The organism is Pedobacter sp. SAFR-022 (genome assembly GCF_051965375.1).
Taxonomy (GTDB): Bacteria; Bacteroidota; Bacteroidia; order Sphingobacteriales; family Sphingobacteriaceae; genus Pedobacter.
In genome coordinates this window covers 1-23,453 of sequence record NZ_JBQCME010000008.1, presented here as the reverse complement: position 1 = coordinate 23,453, position 23,453 = coordinate 1, and the positions used below count along the sequence as shown (strand labels likewise).

At 44.3% G+C, this 23,453-nt stretch carries 23 protein-coding genes; 14 read left to right on the top strand and 9 right to left on the bottom strand.

Annotation, left to right across the window (positions count from 1 at the left end; genetic code table 11):
* Positions 1-312: 312 nt before the first annotated feature.
* A complete protein-coding gene (rlmD, locus tag ACTHQF_RS15870; protein ID WP_440431701.1) occupies positions 313-1,731 on the top strand; it encodes a 23S rRNA (uracil(1939)-C(5))-methyltransferase RlmD in 1,419 nt (472 codons plus the stop codon).
* A complete protein-coding gene (locus tag ACTHQF_RS15865; protein WP_440431699.1) occupies positions 1,731-2,141 on the top strand; it encodes a hypothetical protein in 411 nt (136 codons plus the stop codon). Before rlmD ends, ACTHQF_RS15865 begins: the two co-directional genes overlap by 1 nt.
* A gap of 56 nt (positions 2,142-2,197) precedes the next feature.
* Here ACTHQF_RS15865 and ACTHQF_RS15860 read toward each other — a convergent pair whose 3' ends face one another.
* Entirely contained in the window at positions 2,198-2,911 is a 714-nt protein-coding gene (locus tag ACTHQF_RS15860) for a head GIN domain-containing protein (RefSeq protein WP_440431697.1), read from the bottom strand.
* A 127-nt stretch (positions 2,912-3,038) separates the two neighbouring features.
* Between ACTHQF_RS15860 and ACTHQF_RS15855 the strand changes: the two genes are divergently transcribed.
* From ACTHQF_RS15855 to hemH, 4 genes are read left to right on the top strand one after another with little or no spacing between them, the layout of a single operon-like run.
* Positions 3,039-3,548: a phosphoribosyltransferase family protein gene (locus ACTHQF_RS15855; protein ID WP_440431695.1), complete on the top strand. Its 510-nt coding sequence runs from the start codon at positions 3,039-3,041 to the stop codon at positions 3,546-3,548.
* A gap of 1 nt (position 3,549) precedes the next feature.
* Positions 3,550-4,599 carry a glycosyltransferase gene (locus ACTHQF_RS15850; protein WP_440431693.1) on the top strand — a complete coding sequence of 350 codons (1,050 nt, stop codon included), beginning with the start codon at positions 3,550-3,552 and terminating at the stop codon, positions 4,597-4,599.
* Between the two features lie 49 nt (positions 4,600-4,648).
* A complete protein-coding gene (locus ACTHQF_RS15845; protein ID WP_440431692.1) occupies positions 4,649-5,497 on the top strand; it encodes a 4-hydroxy-3-methylbut-2-enyl diphosphate reductase in 849 nt (282 codons plus the stop codon).
* Positions 5,498-5,535: 38 nt separating this feature from the next.
* Positions 5,536-6,549 carry a ferrochelatase gene (gene hemH / locus ACTHQF_RS15840; protein WP_440431690.1) on the top strand — a complete coding sequence of 338 codons (1,014 nt, stop codon included), beginning with the start codon at positions 5,536-5,538 and terminating at the stop codon, positions 6,547-6,549.
* Here hemH and ACTHQF_RS15835 read toward each other — a convergent pair.
* Positions 6,546-7,766: a 3-deoxy-D-manno-octulosonic acid transferase gene (locus ACTHQF_RS15835; RefSeq protein ID WP_440431688.1), complete on the bottom strand. Its 1,221-nt coding sequence runs from the start codon at positions 7,764-7,766 to the stop codon at positions 6,546-6,548. The genes hemH and ACTHQF_RS15835 overlap by 4 nt on opposite strands.
* 139 nt (positions 7,767-7,905) lie before the next feature.
* Here ACTHQF_RS15835 and ACTHQF_RS15830 point away from each other — a divergent pair, with 139 nt between their 5' ends.
* Genes ACTHQF_RS15830 through rfbB form a run of 4 tightly spaced genes read left to right on the top strand, consistent with a single transcriptional unit; the run spans position 7,906 to position 11,582 of the window.
* Positions 7,906-8,895, top strand: coding sequence for a UDP-glucuronic acid decarboxylase family protein (locus ACTHQF_RS15830; RefSeq protein ID WP_440431686.1), 990 nt, complete (start codon positions 7,906-7,908; stop codon positions 8,893-8,895).
* Between the two features lie 3 nt (positions 8,896-8,898).
* Positions 8,899-9,921: a UDP-glucose 4-epimerase GalE gene (gene galE, locus ACTHQF_RS15825; RefSeq protein WP_440431684.1), complete on the top strand. Its 1,023-nt coding sequence runs from the start codon at positions 8,899-8,901 to the stop codon at positions 9,919-9,921.
* Positions 9,921-10,487 carry a hypothetical protein gene (locus tag ACTHQF_RS15820; protein WP_440431682.1) on the top strand — a complete coding sequence of 189 codons (567 nt, stop codon included), beginning with the start codon at positions 9,921-9,923 and terminating at the stop codon, positions 10,485-10,487. Before galE ends, ACTHQF_RS15820 begins: the two co-directional genes overlap by 1 nt.
* A 42-nt stretch (positions 10,488-10,529) precedes the next feature.
* Positions 10,530-11,582, top strand: a complete 1,053-nt coding sequence (rfbB, locus tag ACTHQF_RS15815) for a dTDP-glucose 4,6-dehydratase (protein WP_440431680.1) — start codon at positions 10,530-10,532, stop codon at positions 11,580-11,582.
* A gap of 136 nt (positions 11,583-11,718) precedes the next feature.
* Here the strand turns inward: rfbB and ACTHQF_RS15810 are convergent, their stop codons facing one another.
* Both ACTHQF_RS15810 and ACTHQF_RS15805 read right to left on the bottom strand, forming a co-directional pair.
* Positions 11,719-12,951 carry an ABC transporter permease gene (locus ACTHQF_RS15810; protein ID WP_440431678.1) on the bottom strand — a complete coding sequence of 411 codons (1,233 nt, stop codon included), beginning with the start codon at positions 12,949-12,951 and terminating at the stop codon, positions 11,719-11,721.
* A 95-nt stretch (positions 12,952-13,046) separates the two neighbouring features.
* Positions 13,047-13,400, bottom strand: a complete 354-nt coding sequence (locus ACTHQF_RS15805; RefSeq protein WP_440431676.1) for a HesB/IscA family protein — start codon at positions 13,398-13,400, stop codon at positions 13,047-13,049.
* Positions 13,401-13,522: 122 nt separating this feature from the next.
* Between ACTHQF_RS15805 and ACTHQF_RS15800 the strand changes: the two genes are divergently transcribed.
* Both ACTHQF_RS15800 and dnaA read left to right on the top strand, forming a co-directional pair.
* The gene (locus tag ACTHQF_RS15800; protein ID WP_440431674.1) at positions 13,523-15,070 is read left to right on the top strand and encodes an acyl-CoA mutase large subunit family protein; all 1,548 of its coding nucleotides are present in this window, start codon (positions 13,523-13,525) and stop codon (positions 15,068-15,070) included.
* A gap of 214 nt (positions 15,071-15,284) precedes the next feature.
* On the top strand, positions 15,285-16,715 hold the full coding sequence (gene dnaA / locus ACTHQF_RS15795) for a chromosomal replication initiator protein DnaA (RefSeq protein ID WP_440431673.1): 1,431 nt from the start codon (positions 15,285-15,287) through the stop codon (positions 16,713-16,715).
* A 66-nt stretch (positions 16,716-16,781) separates the two neighbouring features.
* Here the strand turns inward: dnaA and ACTHQF_RS15790 are convergent, their stop codons facing one another.
* The 4 genes from ACTHQF_RS15790 to ACTHQF_RS15775 all read right to left on the bottom strand — a co-directional run bounded on the left by ACTHQF_RS15790 (position 16,782) and on the right by ACTHQF_RS15775 (position 19,313).
* Positions 16,782-17,333 carry an NUDIX hydrolase gene (locus tag ACTHQF_RS15790; protein WP_440431671.1) on the bottom strand — a complete coding sequence of 184 codons (552 nt, stop codon included), beginning with the start codon at positions 17,331-17,333 and terminating at the stop codon, positions 16,782-16,784.
* A gap of 12 nt (positions 17,334-17,345) precedes the next feature.
* On the bottom strand, positions 17,346-18,125 hold the full coding sequence (locus tag ACTHQF_RS15785; protein WP_440431669.1) for a TPM domain-containing protein: 780 nt from the start codon (positions 18,123-18,125) through the stop codon (positions 17,346-17,348).
* Between the two features lie 84 nt (positions 18,126-18,209).
* Positions 18,210-18,650: a TPM domain-containing protein gene (locus ACTHQF_RS15780; RefSeq protein WP_440431667.1), complete on the bottom strand. Its 441-nt coding sequence runs from the start codon at positions 18,648-18,650 to the stop codon at positions 18,210-18,212.
* Between the two features lie 78 nt (positions 18,651-18,728).
* Entirely contained in the window at positions 18,729-19,313 is a 585-nt protein-coding gene (locus tag ACTHQF_RS15775) for a LemA family protein (RefSeq protein WP_440431666.1), read from the bottom strand.
* Between the two features lie 132 nt (positions 19,314-19,445).
* Here ACTHQF_RS15775 and ACTHQF_RS15770 point away from each other — a divergent pair, with 132 nt between their 5' ends.
* Both ACTHQF_RS15770 and ACTHQF_RS15765 read left to right on the top strand, forming a co-directional pair.
* Positions 19,446-20,987: an NAD(P)/FAD-dependent oxidoreductase gene (locus ACTHQF_RS15770; RefSeq protein WP_440431664.1), complete on the top strand. Its 1,542-nt coding sequence runs from the start codon at positions 19,446-19,448 to the stop codon at positions 20,985-20,987.
* Positions 20,988-21,062: 75 nt separating this feature from the next.
* The gene (locus ACTHQF_RS15765; RefSeq protein WP_440431663.1) at positions 21,063-21,422 is read left to right on the top strand and encodes a CoA-binding protein; all 360 of its coding nucleotides are present in this window, start codon (positions 21,063-21,065) and stop codon (positions 21,420-21,422) included.
* 77 nt (positions 21,423-21,499) lie between these two features.
* Here ACTHQF_RS15765 and ACTHQF_RS15760 read toward each other — a convergent pair whose 3' ends face one another.
* Positions 21,500-22,240 (bottom strand): hypothetical protein, encoded by a 741-nt coding sequence (locus ACTHQF_RS15760; RefSeq protein WP_440431661.1) that lies wholly within the window; start codon positions 22,238-22,240, stop codon positions 21,500-21,502.
* Positions 22,241-23,453: the final 1,213 nt, after the last annotated feature.

The window sequence follows — 23,453 nt, the reverse complement described above, 5'->3', positions numbered from 1 at the left end:
TCCGGCGTTTTACTTTACAAATTCTTAACATAGACCGTTCTAGTTTTTGGTATGAAATCTGCTATATTTGGTATATATCGCCGTTTATCATGAGCAAAGAGGTTTTAGAATTTTCAGTTTTGGTAGAGGAGAAATTTGATATGAGCTTTAACCTGGTTGGGGGTGTTTTTGGTTTTTTACTAAAATTCTTTGACAAGTAGAAGTTTGAGATCCTGATTTCTTGTTTCCTGTGTACCGTTAAAACGTTACATGGGCTTGCTATTGCCTGAATTTTTCCTCCTTCATGCATAAAAATCTTAAATTTGCATTCTGATGAGTAGAAAAAGAAAAGACGGAGTAGTAAGTATCCTTCAGGACTTGCACATAATTGATATCGCAGAAGAAGGTAAGGGTGTTGCAAAAGCGGAAGATCTTGTTGTATTTGTAGAGAAAGCCGTACCAGGTGATGTGGTTGATGCACGTGTAGTTAGAAAGAAAAAGAACTTCGCAGAAGCGGTTATAGAAACCTTGCACACCAGTTCTGCGCTTAGGACAGATCCTTTTTGCCAGCACTTTGGCACCTGTGGCGGTTGTAAGTGGCAACACATGCAATATGAAGCACAGCTTCAATTTAAATATAAAAGTGTAGAAGCTGCTTTACAGCGTTTGGGTAAAGTGGATACCTCCATGATGGAGCCTATTTTGGGTTCTGCAGAAGATACCTATTACCGGAATAAGCTGGAGTATACTTTCTCGAACAAACGCTGGTTGAACCGCGGTGACATGGATGATACCTCCGAGTTGGAGATGAATGCCCTTGGTTTCCACGTACCCTTGCGTTTCGATAAGATATTAGACATTCAGCACTGCTATTTGCAGGCAGAACCCTCAAATACGCTTCGTAATCAGGTTAGGAACTATGCATTGCGTATGGGACTTAGTTTTTATGATCTGCGTAATCATACTGGCAATTTGCGTAACCTGATCATCCGGACCTCCTCAACAGGAGAAGTGATGGTGGTAGTGGTATTCGCTTATGTGGAGCAGGAGCAGATCGAGGGGTTGATGACCTATCTGCAGCAGGAGTTTCCGCAAATTACGTCTTTACTTTACATCATCAATCAAAAGAAGAATGATACCATCTTTGATCAGGAAGTGATCACCTTCGCAGGTCGCGATCACATCTTTGAAGAGATGAATGGTCTTAAATTTAAGATCGGTGCGAAGTCGTTTTACCAGACGAACTCGGCACAGGCTTATGAACTGTATAAGATTACCAAAGCGTTTGCTGGCTTTAAAGGCGATGAGCTGGTTTATGACCTTTACACAGGTGCAGGTACCATTGCAAACTTTGTGGCCGGTGGCGTAAAGCAAGTGGTAGGTATTGAATATGTTCCAACTGCAATTGAAGATGCCAAGTTTAACAGTGCGCTGAATGGCATTGACAACACCATCTTCTATGCGGGTGACATGAAGGACATTCTTACAGCCTCATTCATTGAAAGTCATGGTAAACCGGATGTCGTTATTACCGATCCACCACGTGCGGGGATGCACGCGGATGTGGTAGCCCGTTTGCTGGAAATGGAAGCCGAGAAGATTGTTTATGTAAGTTGTAATGCGGCAACGCAGGCCAGAGACATCGCATTGCTGAATGAGAAATACAATGTGGTCCGGATTAAACCAGTAGATATGTTTCCTCACACACAACATGTGGAGAACGTTGTTTTACTTAAACTTAAAGCTAATTAATGGATATAGAAGAATTAATGCCCCAGCAGCCGGAAGGCGAAAAGAAAGACAAGAAGAAGGAGAGTCCGCTGGTAAGTCTCGAGAAGGATCTGGATCTGTATGCAGACTCCATCCGGGAGGTGGCCATTGACATCATGTTTGAGGGAATTTCCTCACATCCGATTTTTATTGCACATCAGCACAGTGTAAGTATCGGCGAAGTGATCCTGAACCGCGAGGAGTTGAATACCAACTGGACGATACAGGCTTCTACCTTGGAGGAGTTTGTGGAAAAAGGTATCATCAACCCTGAAAAGAAGGTGCTGTTTTTGAAAAGCTACAAGAAGCCTGAGGACTTCATGTGTGTATTTGTGATTGTGCCTGAAGGTGCAAACTTCATTTACTACCCATACAAGACCAAACGTGCATAAAAAAGCCCGGCAGGACATCCATCCGGCCGGGTTTCTTAACTAAAAACTCAAACTAACTAATTTTTACGCTTTACGCTTCCACTTTTGGAAGATGATGTTTTCTTGTAAGAAGCATCACCGCTGAAAGTAACGTCACTGCCGCCGCTTGCATCCGCTTCAAGCGCCTTGTTTACGCGGACATCTGCATCTGAACCACCGCTGGCATGTACCTTTGCGTAGTCTACGCTGAAAGCCTCAGCGTCTACATCACTACCGCCGCTGATATCCAGATTCATATTCGTTGCCGAACCTTTAAGGTCAACATCTGAACCTCCACTTGCCTTTATGGAAATGTCTTTGCAGACGATATTCATGTCTACGTCTGAACCGCCGGAGCTGGCCAAGGTTAACCTATTGGTCTTAATCGTATTTTGTGTGTACACATCGCTACCGCCACTGGAAGAAAGTTCATCTAAATTCTTGAAGCTCAGGTACACCTTTATGCCTTGTCTATTTCTGAACATGCCAGACCAGCTGCTGTTTTCCTTGAACCTGATGGTTAAATGGTTCCCTTCCTTTTGAAGCACAATCTTCTCTACAAGCTCCTTGTCTCCAACAACCTTAGCGGACTCTGTGCTGCCTTGGCTAAGGTATAGATCGATGCCACTGGACACGCTGACCTTGCTGAAGTTGTTGACTGCGATGTTCTTAGTGTATTGTGCAAATACGCTGCTGCTAAATAACAAGGCGCCGATAAACAGGATGGCTGATGTTGTATAGATCTTTCTCATGTTCTGCTTGGTATGTTTATGGATTAGACGCAGATGCTTCAAAAACGTTGCAGTGAAAAGTAAATATTTTTAGGATATTTGATTAAACCCGTTTAAATTGTTCTTTTTGCAGGGTAAAACATATTCTATGGCAGATTCTCCATTACTCATCTTAGACAAAACACAAATTCAGCAGAAGATTAACAGGATAGCGTACCAGATATTGGAAGATAACCTAAATGAGAAGGAGATCGTGCTTGCTGGTATCTGGGATAGAGGTTACAAGTTTGCATTAAGGCTGCAAAGCAAACTTCAGGAGATTTCAAGCCTTAATATTTTGCTGCTGCGGATTGACCTGGAAAAAGAGAACAGTAAACTGGTTGCCAAAACCGACCTTGAGGAGGCGAAATGGAAGAACAAGGTGATCATTATCGTAGATGATGTTTTAAATAGCGGTCGAACCCTTGCTTATGGGCTCGGTGTATTTCTGAATACGCCGCATAAGAAGATCAGAACGGTTGTTCTGGTAGACAGGAGTCATAAGATCTTTCCAATAGCAACTGATTTTGTAGGGCTGAAAATGGCTACGGTATTAAAAGAGCATATTGATGTTGTGATGGATGTACCTAATGAGGAAGACGGTGTTTATTTAAGTTGATATGATCGTCTTTACGTTTACGGTACTCGTTTTCCTTGTGCTTCGGTTTACCGTAACGCTATTTAATTTTCTATCCAACCCTAAACTTAGTGCTTTCCGACCTGCTTTTGCCTCCTCCGTATCCATTGTTATCATGCTGCGGAATGAAGAAAGCAATCTTCTGAACCTCTTGGATTCTATAAAACTGCAGGATTTCTCCAACTTTGAAGTGTTCATCTGCTATAACGAAATGGAACAGCATGATGAAGAAACCGTTGCCCAATTCTGCAGCCAGGACGCCCGCTTTTCGATGCTTCAGGGCTACTTAAACGATTATTCATGGATTGAGAGCCGTGCCCAGGGGAATTACCTGATGCTGCTGGACTCAAACACCCATATTCAGGCAGGCTTGCTGAATTCCTTGATCTATAGAATCCGGATCTTTAAACTCGGCATCATCAGTGTTATTCCAACGCAGGTTGTAAAAAGTTTCCGGCAGCAGCTGTTGGTTCCATTGAGCGATTTTATACTGCTGAATATGGTTCCGCTACGACTGGTACGGCTTTTTAGAACGCCGGTGCTTTCGGTTTCAAGCCGGGATTGTCTTTTTGTCGATGCAGAAAAATGCTTTGCCAATGAATGGCTGGGGCGCCTTGATCTGAAAAAGGGGCCATCCGAGTTGCTCAGGATGGTGAAGCAGGACCAGCAGAAAGCGGAGGTGTTGCTGGGCAATACTTTCCTGTATAAACGCCCGAAACATAATGACGAAGAAGCATTGTCTACTGCGGCTGAAAACTTGAAATTGTACTTCAATGGCAACTTACTGGTAGCCTTTCTTTATGTCTTTCTCGTGGTTTTAGGGCCATTAATTGTGCTGATCGGTTTTGACATCAAGGTGCTGGTGCTGCCAATCGGACTGATTTTTCTTTCCCGGGTGATGACGGCTTTTTTAACCCTCCAAAACCCGGTATACACCGTGCTTACCCATCCCTTACAAATGGCCATGCTGCTGGTGATTTACGTAAAAGCGCTGAGCAAACAATTATTGACCTCCGGTAAACAGAAGTCGTAATAATGTACTGCCTTTTTGTGTAAATTTGTGGCTTAAACTTGCAACCTGGATGAGTTATAATTTAGCTGTAAACATTGACAAAGCATCGGGCTTCTGCTTCGGCGTGGTTTATGCCATTGATATGGCAGAAGATATTCTGGACCGGGAGGATTACCTGTATTGCCTGGGCGACATTGTACACAACGATGAAGAGGTGAAAAGGCTTACCGACAAAGGGCTTCGAATCATTGATCATGATGACCTGAAGAACCTGCGCCAGGAGAAAGTGCTGATCCGTGCACATGGGGAGGCGCCATCTACTTATCAGATTGCTTTAGAAAATCAGCTTACACTCATCGATGCATCCTGCCCGGTGGTGTTAAAGTTGCAGAACCGCATCAAGAATTCCCATGATGAAAAAGAACAGATCGTGATCTTCGGTAAACATGGACATGCGGAAGTGATCGGTTTACAGGGGCAGACCAACGGGGAAGCCCTGGTTTTCCAGGATGTTGCGGAGTTGGAGCAGCTGAACCTGCCACAAAAGTTCACTTTATATAGCCAGACGACTAAAAGCACGGATAAGTTTTACGCCATTAAGGATCACCTGATCAATAAAGGTTATGACGTAAAAGCGAATGACACGATCTGCAGACAGGTTTCCAACCGATATGAAGATCTCGCAAAGTTTGTGGTCGATTATGACAAGATTGTATTTGTTTCTGGTAAGAAGTCTTCCAATGGAAAGGTCTTGTATGATGTCTGCAAGAAATATAATGAACATTGCTACTTCATATCTGCTGTTGATGAGCTTGATAAAAGCTGGTTTAGTCCGAACGATCGTGTCGGCATTTGTGGGGCAACATCCACTCCAATGTGGCTCATGGAAAAGGTTAAGGAAGAAATTCAATTATATTAAAATTTAAACGAATCAGGCGGTTTGATGCCTGAATATATATGGGAAAAAAGGGTGTACTATTAGTGAATTTGGGAACGCCGGATAGTCCGGAGGTGAAGGATGTGCGTAAGTATCTTGATGAGTTTCTGATGGATGAACGTGTGATTGACATTCCTACTTTAAACCGGAACCTGTTGGTTCGCGGTATTATTGTTCCGTTCAGGAGCCCTAAGACGGCAAAATTATACAAAGAGATCTGGGATGAGAATGGCTCGCCTTTGTTGTATTTCAGTGAAGTACAGCTGGCGATGGTTCGCGAACAGCTTGGTGACGAATACCAGGTGGAGCTCGCAATGCGTTATCAGAATCCTTCGATTGAGTCTGCACTTGCGAAACTCCGGGCAGGGCTGGTGGATAGCATCCGGGTGTTGCCTTTGTTCCCGCAATACGCTTCTGCGAGTACAGGTTCTGTAATTCAGAAGGTGATGGAGATCGTTGGAAAATGGCCAACCATACCAAATGTGAGCTTTGTAAACTCCTTCCATGATAATAAACTGATGATTGAGGCTTTTGCGGATAATGCGAAAAAGTATCAACCGGAAACGTATGATCATGTGTTATTTAGCTTTCATGGCTTACCGGAACGTCAGCTGATCAAATGTGATGTTTCTGGAAAACATTGCCTTAAAACTGCGGATTGCTGTTCCAGACTTACTGATGTAAACAAGTTTTGCTATTCCGCACAAAGTCATGATACGGCACGTTTGATTGCCGCAGAATTGAACATTCCTTCGGAGAAGTTTTCGGTATGCTTCCAGAGCCGCCTGGGTAAGGAACCATGGGTGCAACCCTACACTAGTGATGTGCTGAAAGATCTGGCTGCGCAAGGGAAGAAAAGGCTGTTGGTATTCTGTCCGGCATTCGTTGCAGATTGTCTGGAGACCTTATACGAGGTTACCGTTGAATACGGGGAGGAGTTTAAGAAGCTTGGTGGCGATGAAGTACAGTTGGTTGCCAGCCTAAATGATCACCCGAAATGGATCGAAGCGATGATCCAGATGATTAAAAATTAATTCAGGTATTTCCTGATCTTATCATAGATGCTTGCGGTGGCACCTTTCTGTTGTGCTACATATTCTTTGGCAAGCTGTGCTGCTTTCTGGTTGTTTTTCAACAGCTGGAAAGCAGTAATTAACGACTGCTCTTCTTCTATACTTTTTGCGGCACCCAGCTTTAGCAGGTCATGTGCTTCCTGAAATTTGCGGTAGTTTGGTCCGAAGATCACGGGCAGGCCGAAGGCTGCTGCTTCTAAGGTATTGTGGATGCCCACGCCAAATCCACCGCCAATGTAGGCTACACGGGCATACTGATAAAGGGAGGATAACATCCCGATGTTGTCGATTAGCAGGATTCTCGATGCCGCGGCATTTTCAGCATTTAAGTTTGAATACCGGATGGCTGTTGGAAAAAGGCTCTCGATCTGCTTCAGGTGATCAGCAGCAATTTCATGCGGCGCAAGAATGATCTTCCAGTCTTGAATTTCTGCGTCAAGGGCTTTTATCATGCTTTCATCTGCGGGCCAAGTGCTTCCGGCGATGAAGACCTTACTGCCTTCCGCGAAAGTCTGGACCAATGTTAAGGCTGGCGGATTTGCTGCGTTCTCGGCTACCCGGTCGAACCTGGTATCGCCTGCAATACTTACCTGAGTGATGTCTAATGACTTCAGCAGATCTACGCTTTGCTGGTTTTGTACAAAGAACCAGTTTACCTGCCTAAGGATGTTACGGTTAAATCCGCCGTAGAATTTGAAAAAGATCTGATCCGGACGGAAGATACCGGAGATCAGAAATAGCGGGATTTCCCTCGCGGAAAGTGCTTTAAAGTAATGGTGCCAGAATTCATACTTTGTGAATATGGCAAGTTCAGGATTGATCGCTTCAATAAACCTTTCTGCATTGCTGCGGGTATCCAATGGCAGATAGAATACACCTGTAGCAAGGGCATAGTTCTTCCGGACCTCATATCCTGAGGGAGAGAAAAAGGTTACAACGATCTTTTTACCGGGGTATTCTGCCTTGATTTTCTCCAGCACCGGGAGGCCCTGTTCAAATTCACCAAGCGAAGCGAAATGAAACCAAATATGTTTGTCGGCATTGCTGATGCGTTCAGCAATTTGTTTGAAGATGTGTTTTCTGCCCTCTACAAATTGTTTCGCTTTAGGGTTAAATGTAGCGATGAGCCTGACCATCAGTCCGTAAAGGAAAATGCCAATATTATAAAGGAAAATCATTTTGTATGTTTATTTATTATCTTAGCCGAAGATACCCGAATTAAATTAAAGGGAAACAAATTTAAAGAAAAGGCAGTTTAAAGACGGCCAAGGCTATTGCAATCGTACAACGTCATACCCTTACTTATATCTCAAATAAATGAAACGCAAAAGAGTATTAATCACCGGTGCTGCCGGTTTCTTAGGTTCGCACTTGTGCGACAGGTTTATAAAAGAAGATTTCCATGTGATTGCAATGGACAACCTGATTACCGGAGATTTAAAGAATATTGAACACCTATTTCCACTGGAGAACTTCGAATTTGCGCATCATGACGTGTCAAAGTTTGTATATGTTCCTGGTGACCTGGACTATATACTTCATTTCGCTTCTCCAGCAAGTCCAATCGACTATTTAAAGATCCCGATTCAAACCTTAAAGGTAGGTTCCCTGGGTACCCACAACCTGCTTGGACTTGCACGTACTAAAGGTGCAAGAATGATCATCGCTTCTACTTCGGAGGTTTACGGTGATCCAAACGTAAATCCACAGCCTGAGGAATACTGGGGTAATGTAAACCCGGTTGGTCCCAGGGGTGTATATGATGAAGCGAAACGTTTTCAAGAAGCCATGACCATGGCCTATCATACTTTCCACGGTCTGGAGACCAGGATTGTAAGGATTTTCAATACCTATGGTCCTAGAATGCGACTGAATGATGGACGTGTATTACCTGCTTTTATTGGTCAGGCGCTAAGGGGTGAAGATCTTACCGTGTTTGGCGATGGCTCACAAACCCGTTCATTCTGTTATGTGGATGACCTGATCGAGGGTATTTATCGTTTGTTATTCAGCGACTATGCACTACCGATGAACATCGGTAACCCGGATGAAATTACGATTAAGCAGTTTGGCGAGGAGATCATTAAACTGACTGGTACCACACAAAAGCTGGTGCTTAGAGATCTTCCGGTGGATGATCCAAAACAGCGTCGTCCGGATATCACAAAAGCAAAAGAGATTTTAGGATGGCAGCCGAAGGTGAGCAGGGAAGAAGGTTTGAAGATCACCTATGAATATTTTAAAACCCTTCCTCAAGAAGCTTTGGTTAACGTTGAACATAAAGATTTTACAACTTATAATAAATAGTAAATGGCAAAGATACTAGTTACCGGTGGTACGGGCTTCATCGGCTCACACACTGTAGTAGAACTATATGCAGCAGGTTATGATGTCATCATCGTTGATGATTTTTCAAATTCAAATCCTAAGATATTAAACCAGCTAGAAACAATCACCGGTAAGAAGCCGGAGTTTGTAGAGCTGGATCTATGTGATGAAGCAAAAGTAAAGGACTTTGTAGCGTCAAACACAGACATTACAGGTGTGATCCATTTTGCTGCTTTCAAAGCAGTAGGGGAGTCGGTACAGCAACCTCTGAAGTACTATAGGAATAACTTTTACTCACTGCTTAACCTGCTTTTTGCTTTTAACAGCAAGATTGATTTTGTATTCTCTTCATCGTGTACAGTATATGGCCAGCCAGACCAGTTGCCGGTAACAGAAGCTGCCCCGGTTAAGAGAGCGGAATCTCCTTATGGTAACACCAAACAGATCGCTGAAGAAATGTTGTCTGAGGCCTGTGCAGTGAGCCCGGAGCTGTTCGTGACCTCTTTAAGGTATTTTAACCCTGTAGGCGCCCATGAATCTGCACTGATCGGCGAACTTCCGATTGGCGTACCGCAGAACCTGGTGCCCTTTATCACACAGTCTGCGATAGGCAAACGTGGTCCGATAACGGTTTATGGTAACGACTACAATACCCCGGACGGCAGTGCGATCCGCGATTACATTCACGTGGTAGATCTTGCTAAAGCGCACGTTGCTGCTATTAAGCGTTTGGAAAGTAAGGTGGCCAGCGCTAATTATGAGGTGTTTAACCTTGGAACCGGTAAAGGTTCATCGGTACTGGAGATCATCCATGCCTTTGAAGAATCAACAGGTGAAAAGCTAAATTACCAGATTGGTCCAAGGAGAGAAGGGGATATTGAGCAGGTTTACGGAGACGTGACCAAAGCTGCAAATGAACTAGGCTGGAAGGCTGAACTTGGCATTCAGGAGATGATGCGTTCGGCATGGAACTGGGAGAAGTACTTGAAAGATAACCCGTTTTAATGGTTTTAAGCGAACATAAGGATCTTAAATACGCCATCACTGCTCTGCCTGCAAAGGAAAAGGATAAGCTGCTGCTGCGGTTGATTGCGAAAGATAAGATCCTTACCGAACACTTGCACTTCAAGCTGCTGGAGGATGCTTCAGATTTGGAAGGACGAAGATTGGCCCTTTCAGAATTGATTGAAGATAACATCGCTGCCCTGACAGCAAATACCAGGTTCAACGTGAAGGATACCCTGCTTCTGCTGCGTACCCTCAATGGTAAGATCAATCACCACTATAAAGTAACGAAAGATCTGAACTCGGAAATTGAGCTTCGTATGCAGCTGCTGAACCAGATTCCACTGGTGCTGACCGCAAGTATTCACGCCACTTTAAGTAAATATAATGACCGGATGGTGTTGTACTTTCTACGTACGACACTTTCCGTTTATAAGAAATTCCTGAAACTACATGAAGACCTGCAGTTTGATCTGCAGGACGCGCTAAATAAATTGCTCAAAAAGGCATATACGCCCAAATTTGCAGAAACTGCCGAAGCCTTAGGCTTACCAGAAAGTTTCTAGCAGGTGTGGGCTGAAAATGCTTCATTTAATACAATATACCCCATGAAAAAAATCTTAATCACCGGTGGAGCCGGTTTTATCGGTTCACATGTTGTACGGAGATTCGTGAACACTTATCCGGAGTACGAGATTGTAAATCTCGATAAACTAACTTATGCTGGCAACCTGGCAAATCTTAAGGATGTTGAAGATAAGCCAAATTATAGATTCGTAAAGGCGGACATTACAGATGCTGCCGAGATGAACAATCTGTTTGAAGCTGAAAACTTTGACGCTGTAATTCACCTGGCTGCAGAATCGCATGTTGATCGCTCGATCTCGGATCCGACAGCTTTTGTAATGACCAATGTTATTGGCACGGTAAACCTCTTAAATGCCGCAAGAGCATACTGGAAAGGACACTACGATAGTAAAAGGTTCTATCATGTATCTACTGACGAGGTTTATGGTGCCTTGGGGGAAACCGGTATGTTTACCGAAAGCACGGCGTATGATCCACATAGCCCATATTCAGCGTCAAAGGCAAGTTCAGATCATTTTGTACGTGCTTATCATGATACCTATGGACTGGATGTGGTGATCTCCAACTGTTCAAATAACTATGGATCGCACCATTTCCCGGAGAAACTTATCCCACTTGCCATCAATAACATCAAGAACAATCAGCCTGTTCCGGTTTATGGAAAAGGAGAGAACGTTCGCGACTGGTTATGGGTAGAAGATCATGCACGCGCAATTGACGTGATCTTTCATGAGGCGGCAAGCGGTGAAACATATAATATTGGCGGTCATAATGAATGGAAGAACATTGATCTGATTAACCTGCTATGCGGTATCATGGATGAGAAGCTAGGAAGACCAGCGGGTGAATCTGCAAAGTTGATTACCTATGTTACTGACCGTGCAGGCCACGATCTTCGCTACGCGATCGACTCTACTAAGCTCCAGCAAAAACTGGGTTGGGTACCAAGCCTGCAGTTTGAAGAAGGTCTGGCAAAAACCGTAGACTGGTTCCTGGAGAATGAGGAATGGTTGAAAGACGTGACTTCTGGAAACTACCAGGCTTACTATGACACGCAGTACAAAGCGCGTTAGTAATAGATAAGTTCCTATACAAAGAAGGGTGCCGATAAATTATCGGCACCCTTCTTTGTATATGCCAGGTTAGTAACAAAGCCAGCAGTGCTGGCAGGGAACTAACCGGGTTAATTCTTTTACGCGGTATAGATAGTTATTCGTAACGTAAAGCTTCTACGGGGTCGAGTTTAGATGCCTTCTTAGCAGGATAGTAGCCTGAAATAATACCTACAAACACACAGAGTGCAAAGCCTCCAACGATGAACAGCCAAGGGATAATAAAAGTACCACCCATGGCGAGCGATATGGCGTTCCCGAGACCAATTCCAAGCAATATGCCTAGCGCACCACCAAACAGGCAGATCATCACCGCTTCGATCAGGAACTGCTTACGGATGGTTGAGGGATTGGCGCCGATAGCTTTGCGGATCCCGATCTCCCGGGTACGTTCCGTTACCGAAACCAACATGATATTCATCAGTCCGATGGAAGCCCCAATGAGCGTAATTGCTCCGATGGCTACACCGCCAATTGCAATGAAGGCCAGGTTCTCGAATAGCGTTTGTGCTACGGCATCACTCTTGGTGATCTCGAAATTGTTAGGCTGTTTAACTTTGAGCTTCCGAATGTTCCGGAATTCCGCGGTCGATTCACCAATGATGTTCTCCATTAGATCATTGCTCGGCACCATTACCGTGATGGTATAGGAAGGCTCGGAGCTGGTGATCATCTGTTTTCCTCTAAGCAGTGGTACGTAAACGGATCTGTCGCTGTTATTGCCCATGCTCGAGCCTTTAGCATCCAAGACCCCAATGATCTTCAATCTGTTGTTACCAACGTTTATGATCTTATCTATCGGAGATTCATCTTTAAACAAGGTGGTCTTCAATTCATTTCCGATGATGCAGTTATTGGTACCGGTGAAGATTTCCGACTTGTTCAGGTTCCGTCCCTCTACGAGTTCCAGTCCTTGTGCAGCAAGTCCATTTTCATCAATGGCTTGCACGCTGATGTTCGGATTGGTCTTAATCGAACCATATTTCGCTGTTGCTCCCCCAGTGGCCCTAATGGTCACCGCTACGGTAGCTGGTGTATTAAGCTGTTCTTTAAATTTGATGGCATCTTCGTAACGGATCACCGGGAAAGGTTTTGGTCGCTGGCCCGAGCCACCTACACGAATACCGATCCCGCGGTTGCGGATGGTAAAGGAATTGGCACCCATGCTAGAGAAAGCGTCCGTCATACTTTTCTTAACTGCATCCAAGGTTGTTAGAATGCCTACCAGTGCCATGAGTCCGATCGCAATGATCAATGCCGTTAACATGGTACGCAGACGGTTACTTTGAATGGATTGCAGCGCGAGCCGGACGTTTTCTTGATAAGTCATTGAAGTATGTGGTTAGCCAATAAAGGGACTTCACAAAAAAGTCCCGCTGTTAAGACAACGGGACCCTGTGATATGTTACAAAGAATATCTACTATTTATACGGAGAAACTGCTGCCGCATCCACATGAACTTGCTGCATTCGGATTGCTGAAAGTAAATCCTCTGGAATTTAAGCCATCCTGCCAGTCCACCTGCATTCCTAAAAGGTACATCTGGTGTGCTTTATGCATGAAAACCTTAATTCCGCTGATGATAAATTCCTGATCGCCTTCTTTCTTCTGGTCGAAACCCAACACATAGCTCATGCCCGAGCAACCTCCGCCTTCTACGCCAACACGTAAGCCAAAGTTTTCACCGATCTCTTGCTGGTCTTTCAGCTTAAGTAGTTCTTTTACTGCGCCTTCTGTAAAAATAACAGGTGCAAATGCTGTATCAACTGCTGTACTCATCTTGTTTCATTTTAGGAATAACAAATATAATTAATATAAATAATTTGTACATTTTTGTTGATGCGAAAGCATTAATTATTACGGTACTTAAACAAAAATCCGTAGGCCTAGACCTCATTGACATGACTGAAAAGAAATTTGTGACCAGTTCTGGTATTGAAATCAAAGAAACTTATCCACCTTATAATCGTACACCTGAAAAGCCCGGAGCATTTCCTTTTACAAGGGGTATACAGAAAGATATGTACCGCGGCCGGCTCTGGACCATGCGCCAATATGCCGGATTCTCTACTGCTAAAGCTTCCAATGAACGCTACCACTATCTCCTAAGCCAGGGTACCATGGGCTTGTCGGTGGCTTTTGACCTGCCCACGCAGATCGGCTACGACTCCGACCATGACATGGCAGAAGGAGAGGTCGGAAAAGTAGGGGTAGCTATTGATTCTTTAAGAGATATGGAGATCCTCTTCGATGGCATCAAGCTGGAAGACATCACCACTTCCATGACCATTAATGCTACGGCTTCTATATTATTGGCGATGTACATTGCATTGGCCAAAAAGCAAGGCGCTGACCTGAAGAAGATCTCCGGTACCATACAAAATGATATACTTAAGGAATACGCGGCCCGTGGCACCTATATCTATCCGCCTAAACCCTCCATGCGTATCATCACCGACATCTTTGAATATTGCAGTAAGGAGGTGCCCAAGTGGAACACCATATCCATATCCGGATACCACATCCGCGAGGCAGGATCTACAGCGGTGCAGGAATTGGCCTTCACTTTAGCTAATGGAAAAGCATACTTAAACGCCGCCTTAGAGAAGGGTTTAGATATTAACGTATTCGCAAAACGACTGTCCTTCTTTTTTAACTGTCACAACAATTTCTTTGAAGAGATCGCCAAGTTCAGAGCCGCAAGGCGGATGTGGGCAGGCCTCACAAAAGGTCTTGGCGCGACCGATGAGAAGGCGCAGATGCTCCGTTTTCACACCCAGACCGGGGGCTCTACATTGACGGCTCAACAGCCCCTGAACAACGTGATCAGGGTAACCAACCAGGCCATGGCGGCAGTGCTTGGCGGCACCCAGTCCTTGCATACAAATGGCTATGATGAGGCCCTGTCATTGCCTACCGAGGCGGCTGCCAAGATCGCCCTGCGCACCCAGCAGGTCATTGCCTTTGAGAGTGGGATAACTGACACTGTAGACCCTCTTGCGGGCTCCTATTTCATAGAGGCACTAACCGACGAGATCGAGCAGGCAGCCCAAATTTACATCGAAAAGATCGACGCGATGGGCGGTTCGGTCGAAGCCATCGAGAACGGCTACATCCAGAACGAGATTGCTGCAGCAAGTTATCAACACCAGCTGGAGGTGGAGAACGGCAGCCGGATCATTGTCGGTGTTAATAAGTTTACTCAAAATCTTGAAAACATTACTGAAACCATGGAAATTGATGAATCCATCCGTACTTTTCAGATGGAGCAGCTAAGATTGTTGAAAACGCAGCGGAATGCCGATTTGGTGCAAAAAACGCTGGATGATTTAAGGGCTGCAGCAGCAACAGAAAGCAACTTAATGCCCTTTATATTAGCTTCAGTGGAGGTTTATGCCACTTTGGGTGAAATTGCGGACGTGTTGAGAGCGTCTTTTGGTGAATACTAAAAATAACCGGATTTGCACAATTTATTTGCCGATTTTAGAGTTATCCACATTAAACGTTGAAGTTCGGTGAGGTATGCAGCTACGTCTTAAGCAGTTACGATTTAAATCAAATTTCTGTTCATTTTGTTGATAATTTTTTGAATTTTTGATCTCTCGAATGAGCCAATTCATTACGCTCCTATCGTCACTGTAAACCAACAAATTAAGAATAACAATGGAAAAAACTTGTACCGAAGTGTGGAAAAACTGTCTTCAAATCATTAAGGATAACATCCCGAGCCAAAGTTTCAAAACTTGGTTCGAGCCGATCACAGCCCTTAAGTTAGATGGCAAAGTTTTAACCATACAGGTGCCTAGTTTATTCTTCTATGAGTGGCTGGAAGAGCACTATGTTGGATTGCTTCGTAAGACTGTCAAAAAGCAACTTGGGGATGAAGGAAGACTGGAATATAACATCGTTGTTGACAAGTCCTCAAGCACGGGTAATCCATACACCACGAACATGCCTTCCAACGGTAACGGAGCTGAAGCGAAGATCCAGTCGATGCCTATTCCTGTAGCCATCAACAAAGACATTAAGAACCCATTCATCATCCCAGGATTGAAGAAACTGAATGTTGACCCACAGTTAAATTCTAATTACACATTCGAAAACTACATTGAGGGAGATTGCAACCGTTTAGCCCGTTCTGCAGGTTATGCTGTTGCTGCTAAACCAGGTGGTACTTCTTTTAATCCACTAATGATTTATGGTGGTGTAGGTCTTGGAAAAACACACCTTGCACAGGCTATCGGAAATGAAATCAAGAGAACCATGCCAGACAAGCTGGTCATCTACGTTTCTTGTGAAAAGTTCTGTCAGCAGTTTGTGGATTCCTTGAAGAACAACACCATTAATGACTTTGTAAACTTCTATCAGGCGATGGATGTAATCATCATGGATGATGTGCACAACTTTGCCGGTAAGGAGAAAACACAGGATATCTTCTTCCACATCTTCAATCACCTGCATCAATCGGGCAAGCAGGTTATCTTATCTTCTGATAAATCACCAAAAGATCTATCCGGATTAGAAGAGCGTTTGTTAAGCCGTTTCAAGTGGGGCCTTTCTGCCGACCTACAGGTGCCGGACCTGGAGACCAGAATTGCCATCCTTAAAAAGAAGATGTATGCAGACGGTATTGAGTTACCTTCAGAGGTGATCGAGTATGTAGCCCATAACATTGATAACAATGTGCGTGAGCTGGAAGGCGCGATGGTATCATTGCTGGCTCAGTCCACCATGAACAAGAAGGAAATTGACCTGGCACTTGCGAAAACAATGCTTAAGAATTTCATTAAGCACACTTCTAAAGAGATTTCAATGGAGTTCATACAGAAGTTGGTATGCGAGTATTTCGAGGTTCCTGTAGATATGGTAAAATCACCTACACGTAAACGTGAGATCGTTCAGGCCCGTCAGATCTCGATGTACCTTTCTAAGAGCCATACGAAATCATCGTTAAAGACTATTGGCGCATTCTTTGGCGGAAGAGATCACTCAACCGTAATCTATGCCTGCCAAACTGTGGAAGATCTGATCGAAACAGACAAGAAATTTAAAGGATATGTACACGATATCCAGAAGAAGCTGAAGATGAGCTAAAATTCACTTCAAAAAAGAAAGGCCCTGATGAACGTTCATAAGGGCCTTTCTTTTTTGAAGTAAATGCTAACTTAAAACACCAAGTTTCGCCAATCCATAGAAGATACCCGCACTGTGTAATGCCTGGTCAATTTTATTGTTCAATAACAACTGTTTAACTTCTTCAAGCGTATACTCTTCCACGGCCAGGAACTCGTGTTCATCAAGGCTTTGTTCATGCGTTTTCTCGCCACCGGTTAACAGGTAGGTGAAAGTCTGATTTGTGGATGTCGCCGGATTGGGGTATAAGGTTGCAATTAACTCAATGTTTTCGAAGGAATAGCCGGTTTCCTCCAATAGCTCTCTTTTTACGGCATCTGCCGGATCCTCATCGCCATCGATCACACCACCGGGTATCTCCAGGGAAATGATGTCTGCAGCATGTCTATACTGCCTTACCAGGATCATCTTGTTTTCTTTGGTAATGGCTACAGCATTAACCCAGTTCGGGTATTCCAGTACATAGTAATCATCTTTAATAACGCCGTCCTGCAGTTTACAGGTGTCGACACGTAACGTAGCCCATTTTTCTCTAACCACATATCTTGTGGAAAGCTTATCCCATTTTTTAATTTCCATGTATTGTTTTAATTACCAACTGCCGCTGCTTCCACCGCCGCCAAAACTTCCGCCGCCAAAACCGCCGAAGCCTCCGCCACCGCTGCCCCCGCCAAAACCACCTCCGCCGAAGCCACCACCATGATGACCGCGATTTCCGCCACCAAGGAGCATGCTCCAGAATAGCGCATCTGCAACACCACGGCCACCGATAACCTGACTTCCGCCCCGGCCACCGCCTTTTCTGATGATCAGGATGATGATAACGATGATGATGATCAGCACCGGAATAGCGCTGCTGTTGTCGCGTTTTTTAGCACGCGGGTTATCATTCTTATATTCGCCTTTAACCAACTTGATCATAGAGTCGGTACCTGCCTGCAGGCCGCCATAGTAATCGCCGGCTTTAAAAGCAGGTTTGATATCTGTCTCTATAATCCGGTTGGTATAAATATCTGGCAAGGCACCCTCTACACCATAACCTGTCTGGATGGAGATCTTCCGGTCGCCAAGGGCAACTACAATCATGATCCCATTATTCTTCTCGGCACCGCCAACGCCCCATTTACGGCCCAGCTGTAAAGTATAATCGTTGATGTCATAATCCCCAACTGTCTTTACGATAGCAATTGCAATCTGTGTTGAAGTGGAATCATCAAAGGCGACCAGTTTATTTTCGAGCTGCTGTACTTCCGAGGCGGACAAAGTTCCTGTATAATCGTTTACCAGTTTACTGGGCTTCTCAGGTAAGTCCTGCCCAAAAACAGTTCCACAGGTAAGCGCCAGTAAAAAAGCTATTACTAGTTTTTTCATCTGTTGTATGTTTGGTTTTATTGATGAAGGTAACATGATCTTTGTCATGGTGTAGATTGCAAGATCATGTAATTTCATGCCGTGTTAAAATTTATGTTTATCCATATCGATGATGTCGTTAGGCAGCTCATTTACATCATCATGCGCAGTAGGGAAGAATACGGCAAGCTTCTCACCGGCAAGTGTAACACCGGCGATGATGCCACTGGCATAGTTCCCACTGGCGAAATGCGCTTTCATCGCAATCTGCGTGGTCTCCCAGAAATCTTCCGGAACCACACGGTTGATTCCGCTGTCGCCGATAATGGCGAACTTATGGTCTTCATAAGCCAGGTAGATCAATACGCCGTTTTTCTCGGCCGTCTTATCCATGTCCAGCTTAAAGAAATATTCCGTTGCACGTTCAAAAGCATCGGTTTTACAATGCTTTTCAATGGCAATGCGGATTTCCCCGGAGGTTAATTTCTCCGCATCGGCAATGGTCGCTGCAATAAGTTCCTGTTCTTCTTCTGTGAAAATAGCCATAGCTTGCTATAATAAAGATAAGGGTAAGGCTGGTCTTAGAAAAAACCAGCTTTACCCTTACCAGATGTGATCAATAAATTAGAATTCAATTTTAGGTGCATTTTGAGCACCAGCATCAGCTTTGAAACCAGCTTTTTGTTGGAACCCAAATAAACCTGCAGTTAGGTTGTTCGGGAAGGAGCGTACTTTCGTGTTGAAAGTCTGTACCGATTGGTTAAAATCACGACGTGCGGTTGCAATTCTGTTCTCCGTACCTTCCAGTTGTACGGAAAGATCGCTGAACTGTTGTGTGGCACGTAGCTGCGGATAGTTTTCCGTAAGCACCATTAAACGTCCTAAAGCCTGGCTAACCTCACCTTGAGCACTCTGAAATTTTTCAATGTTCTCTGCGGTAAGTTTAGTTGGGTCTACCGTAATCTGGCTAGCTTTTGAACGTGCCTCGATAACTTGCGTTAGCGTTGTCTGCTCAAATTTCGCAGCACCTTTAACCGTGCTCACTAAGTTTGGAATCAAATCAGAACGGCGTTGGTATTGTGTCTCTACCTGACTCCATTTTGTTTTTACATCCTCATCAAGTTGAACTAAGTTATTGTAGCCACTGCAACCGCTGAAGACCACAAATAGAACCAGAATACCTACAACTACTAATACAATTTTTTTCATGTCTTAAAAATTAATTAAATGAAGTTTTAAATTTTAGCTTCACCTATAACATTGGTTTATCCACGTTAATATACGGTTTAGAATCAATTTCTGTACCTTTGTTACGATTCAGGATAAAAACCTGACAGGAATATGCTAAAAGACATAGAAATTAAACTCGCTCCGGAAAATCTGGACAACAAGACTGTTATTTTGCACACTTTGGCAGATGTGCTAAAGATCAACCAGGCCAGAATAAATGACTACAAGATTCTGAAAAGATCCATTGACGCCCGTTCCAGGGTGGTCATTTACCGTTTACAAGTTCGCGTTTTCATTGACGAAGTCCCCCAACCGGAAAACGATGTTGTAAAGTATCCGAATGTAGCGGATAAAAAGTCTGTGCTCATTGTTGGTGCTGGTCCCGCTGGTTTATTCGCGGCACTGCAGTGTATCCAGAATGGCTTTAAGCCGATTGTACTGGAGCGCGGTAAGGACGTAAAGCAACGGCGCCGGGATCTTGCAGCCATTAACAAACAAGGGCTGGTAAATACCGAATCCAACTACTGCTACGGTGAGGGTGGGGCAGGCACCTACTCAGACGGTAAATTATATACTCGTTCCAATAAACGCGGAGATGTAAATCAGGTACTGGAAATTTTTGTACAACACGGTGCAAAAGAAGATATCCTGATTGATGCTCGTCCACATATTGGTACCAATAAGCTGCCCCAAATCATAACTGCCATACGGGAGACCATTCTTGAAGCTGGTGGTGAAGTGCAGTTCGACCGTAAGGTTACTGATCTTATCCTGTCGTCAGGAAAGATCAAGGGCGTGATTGTAAACGACGGCGAGAAGCTGCTGGCTGATGCCGTAATTCTGGCAACAGGGCATTCGGCACGTGACATTTATGAATTGCTGCACCGGAAGAACATTCTGGTAGAGGCTAAACCTTTCGCACTTGGCGTTCGCATTGAGCATCCGCAAGCGATCATTGACGCCGCGCAATATCATTGCGATATCCGCAGTCCTTTTCTGCCCCCGGCCAACTACAGCCTGGTAGAGCAGGTGGAAGAACGTGGGGTGTTCTCGTTCTGCATGTGCCCCGGGGGGATCATTGCACCATGTGCTACTTATAAAGAAGAGATCGTGGTAAATGGCTGGTCGCCTTCTAAAAGAAATAACCCTTTTGCAAATTCAGGAACGGTAGTGCAGATCAACTTGAATGATGTACCAGGAGAGGATCCGCTGCGGATGATGCATTTTCAGGCCGCGATTGAAAGAACGGCGTTCAAGCTTGGTGGCGGAGATCTTGTTGCGCCCGCACAGCGGATGGTCGATTTTGTAGAGAACCGCTTGTCCGTCGATCTACCGAAGAACTCCTATCTGCCGGGTACGAAAAGTGTTATGCTAAAGGATACCCTGCCAGACTTTGTATTTACCAGTTTGCAGCAGGCCCTGCCGCGATTCGGCAAGAAAATGAAAGGTTATTATACCAATGAAGCTATTCTGGTAGGTGTGGAAAGCAGAAGCTCCTCCCCGGTACGCATTCCGAGGGATAAGGAAAGTTTCCAGCATCCACAGGTGCAGGGCTTATTTCCTTGCGCCGAAGGTGCAGGGTATGCTGGTGGGATCGTGTCTGCGGCAATTGACGGCATCAACTGCGCGAATGCTGTGCTAAAGTTTCAATAAAACATTAATTTAGGGGACTTGTTGTAAAGCATGGATTAAATACAATCTTGTTTTATCATCCTTATATATATTGTTATGAAAAATACATTAATCATAGGCGCAACGCCAAACCCCAGCCGATATGCTTACAAGGCGGCTCAGATGCTTAAAGCTAAAGGCCACGACATCATCAATGTGGGCATTAAGAACGGGGCAGTTGCTGGGGTGGACATTGAGAAGCCAGGTGAGATCCATCAGGATGTGCATACGATTACAATGTATGTAGGTCCACATTTGCAGAGTGAATATTACGATTATATTTTGAAGACCAATCCGAAAAGGGTGATCTTCAATCCAGGTACAGAAAACGATGAGTTGGAAGCATTGCTGAAGAGCAATGCGATTGAGCCCGTTGAAGCTTGTACCTTGGTGATGCTGGCTACCGGGCAGTATTAGTCGCAAGTTTAGGAATACACAAAAAAGGGTACCGGTCAGGTACCCTTTTTTGTGTATTCCAATGTAGGAGGTGGTGATCAGTTATTATGTTGTTCAAAGATTTTCTTGCTCGTCACATACCGCAGGTTTGTTATGGCATAGGCCCTGGTGAAGGTGGCTGAGCCTTCTGTAAAGTAGATTGTCACCCGGTTAAACGGAATTGCCGATTTAACTGCAAACAGCCGGGCACCTCCAGGCGATTTCACCTCCTGGTATATTCGCCCGATCGGACGATCGTCAGGTAGCCGGTCTGTATCCAGGTAACTTGCGCCATATACAACAGGATCGTCACTGCTAAAGTTCAGGAGTGCTGACATCTCAAATCCAAAAACGTAACATTTCTTGGAAAGCGTTATGGTAGTTGTAGACCAGTCACTCGTAATCAACACGTGCGGATTTTTTTCTTCAACATATGGGCTTTCATTCCAGTTTCTCCACCACCCGGTTGTGGTAGGGTTGTATTTCCTGGGTGAACTGTCGTCACCAAAGGATAAAGTCATTGTTAAATTTCCATCTTGTAACGTAGACACAAACGTTTCATTAGGAATTTTTGAAATGTCCATTTTTGTTGTATACCTGAGGTAAGGTGCACAAATGGTGTCCAACGCTTCAAAGTACTTTCCAAATTCGTTCTGCACCCGTACTTTCGATAGTGGTACTGTTGCCGCCGCTTCAACATCGATGCTTGCCTCGCGCTCAAAGTTTTCTTCCTTTTTTTCACATCCCAGCAGAACAATCAGACCGAGCAGGAATAAGGTTTTAATGTTCAAGTTTTTCATAATATGATGGTTTAAGTTGATTGCAAGCTTGGCGATGGATCACATCGGTTGCATAAACGGGCAGTAATGATGAATGCTTGTGACCTGTTCAGTTTCGTAGGTGTTCTGGAAGAAAGCTTAGGGCATTGTAAGGACGGGTGGCAGCTTAAAAAGAGTGCGTTAAGTGCAAGTCGAGTTCCTGGATGTAGATCAGCTGAGTAGGTTGTTTTATAAAGCGCTATCTGGGCTGGTAAGCTAATGTACTGAATATTAGTGTTTAGTGCGATGAGATATTTCAAAAATTAAGCAGGTCTCCTAGGATTGCTAATAAGCAGTCGAAAAATCGAAGTCCAGACGGGTTGAAAGTTTCGAATAGCCGAGCCTAGGGTGCAACTTTGCTATTGAATGTTATGGGGGTTCGAATAATAGCATCAACACAGGACTTCTTTGGGGCGTAGTCTTATTTGGAGTATCAACTGTGGACAACCCGCTTGAATAAGCCTTAGTTGTAAGTACTATATAAAACTACAGGGGGGATGGGCAGCGAACAGCTTTTGTTCTTGAGCGGCTCTTGTTCGCCTCTTGACCGCGTATTGTTCGCCTATTGTTCGCCTCCAGGCGAAGAAAAGGCGTTTAAGAGGCGTCGGAAAGCCCTTTAAGAGCAATAAGAAAGCCGTTTTAGTCACCCTACTACTTGTTTTGACGGCAGACTTGAGGTTGGTACGATGGCGGTGATATTAAATCGTAAAGGTTGATACTCTATATATATATATGCTACATCAAGCTGGATGTAGCTAGATGCATGTTTTGGCTGAAGGTTGGTAATCCTGGACATTAAAAAGGGTAGGGGATCTTTCTTCGCTACAGATAAATAACACACCTCTGTAACACTAAAATGTGCCGGTAAAATGGAGTCTCTGGCAATAAAGCATTGTTAAACAGCGTTTTGAGATTTGTTGTAAACAGCTAGAGGAGTCTATCGAGTTGAAGCCTGTATGTGCCTAGCAATTGAAGTTCAAACCAGCTCATAGCGCTTATTGTACAAGCTACACGAAGCACTGTGAAAAGCTGTGCAAATAATTTGCCTTGTCTCACAGCATCTTAGCGGGTTTAAACAAGATATTTCTACATATTGTTTTGCAGCCCGGAAATTTTCTTCTACATTTGCACTCCGCTTCGGAGGAAGAGGATAAGTGAAAAGGATAAAGAAGAAAGATTTGAAAGGCTGAAAAGG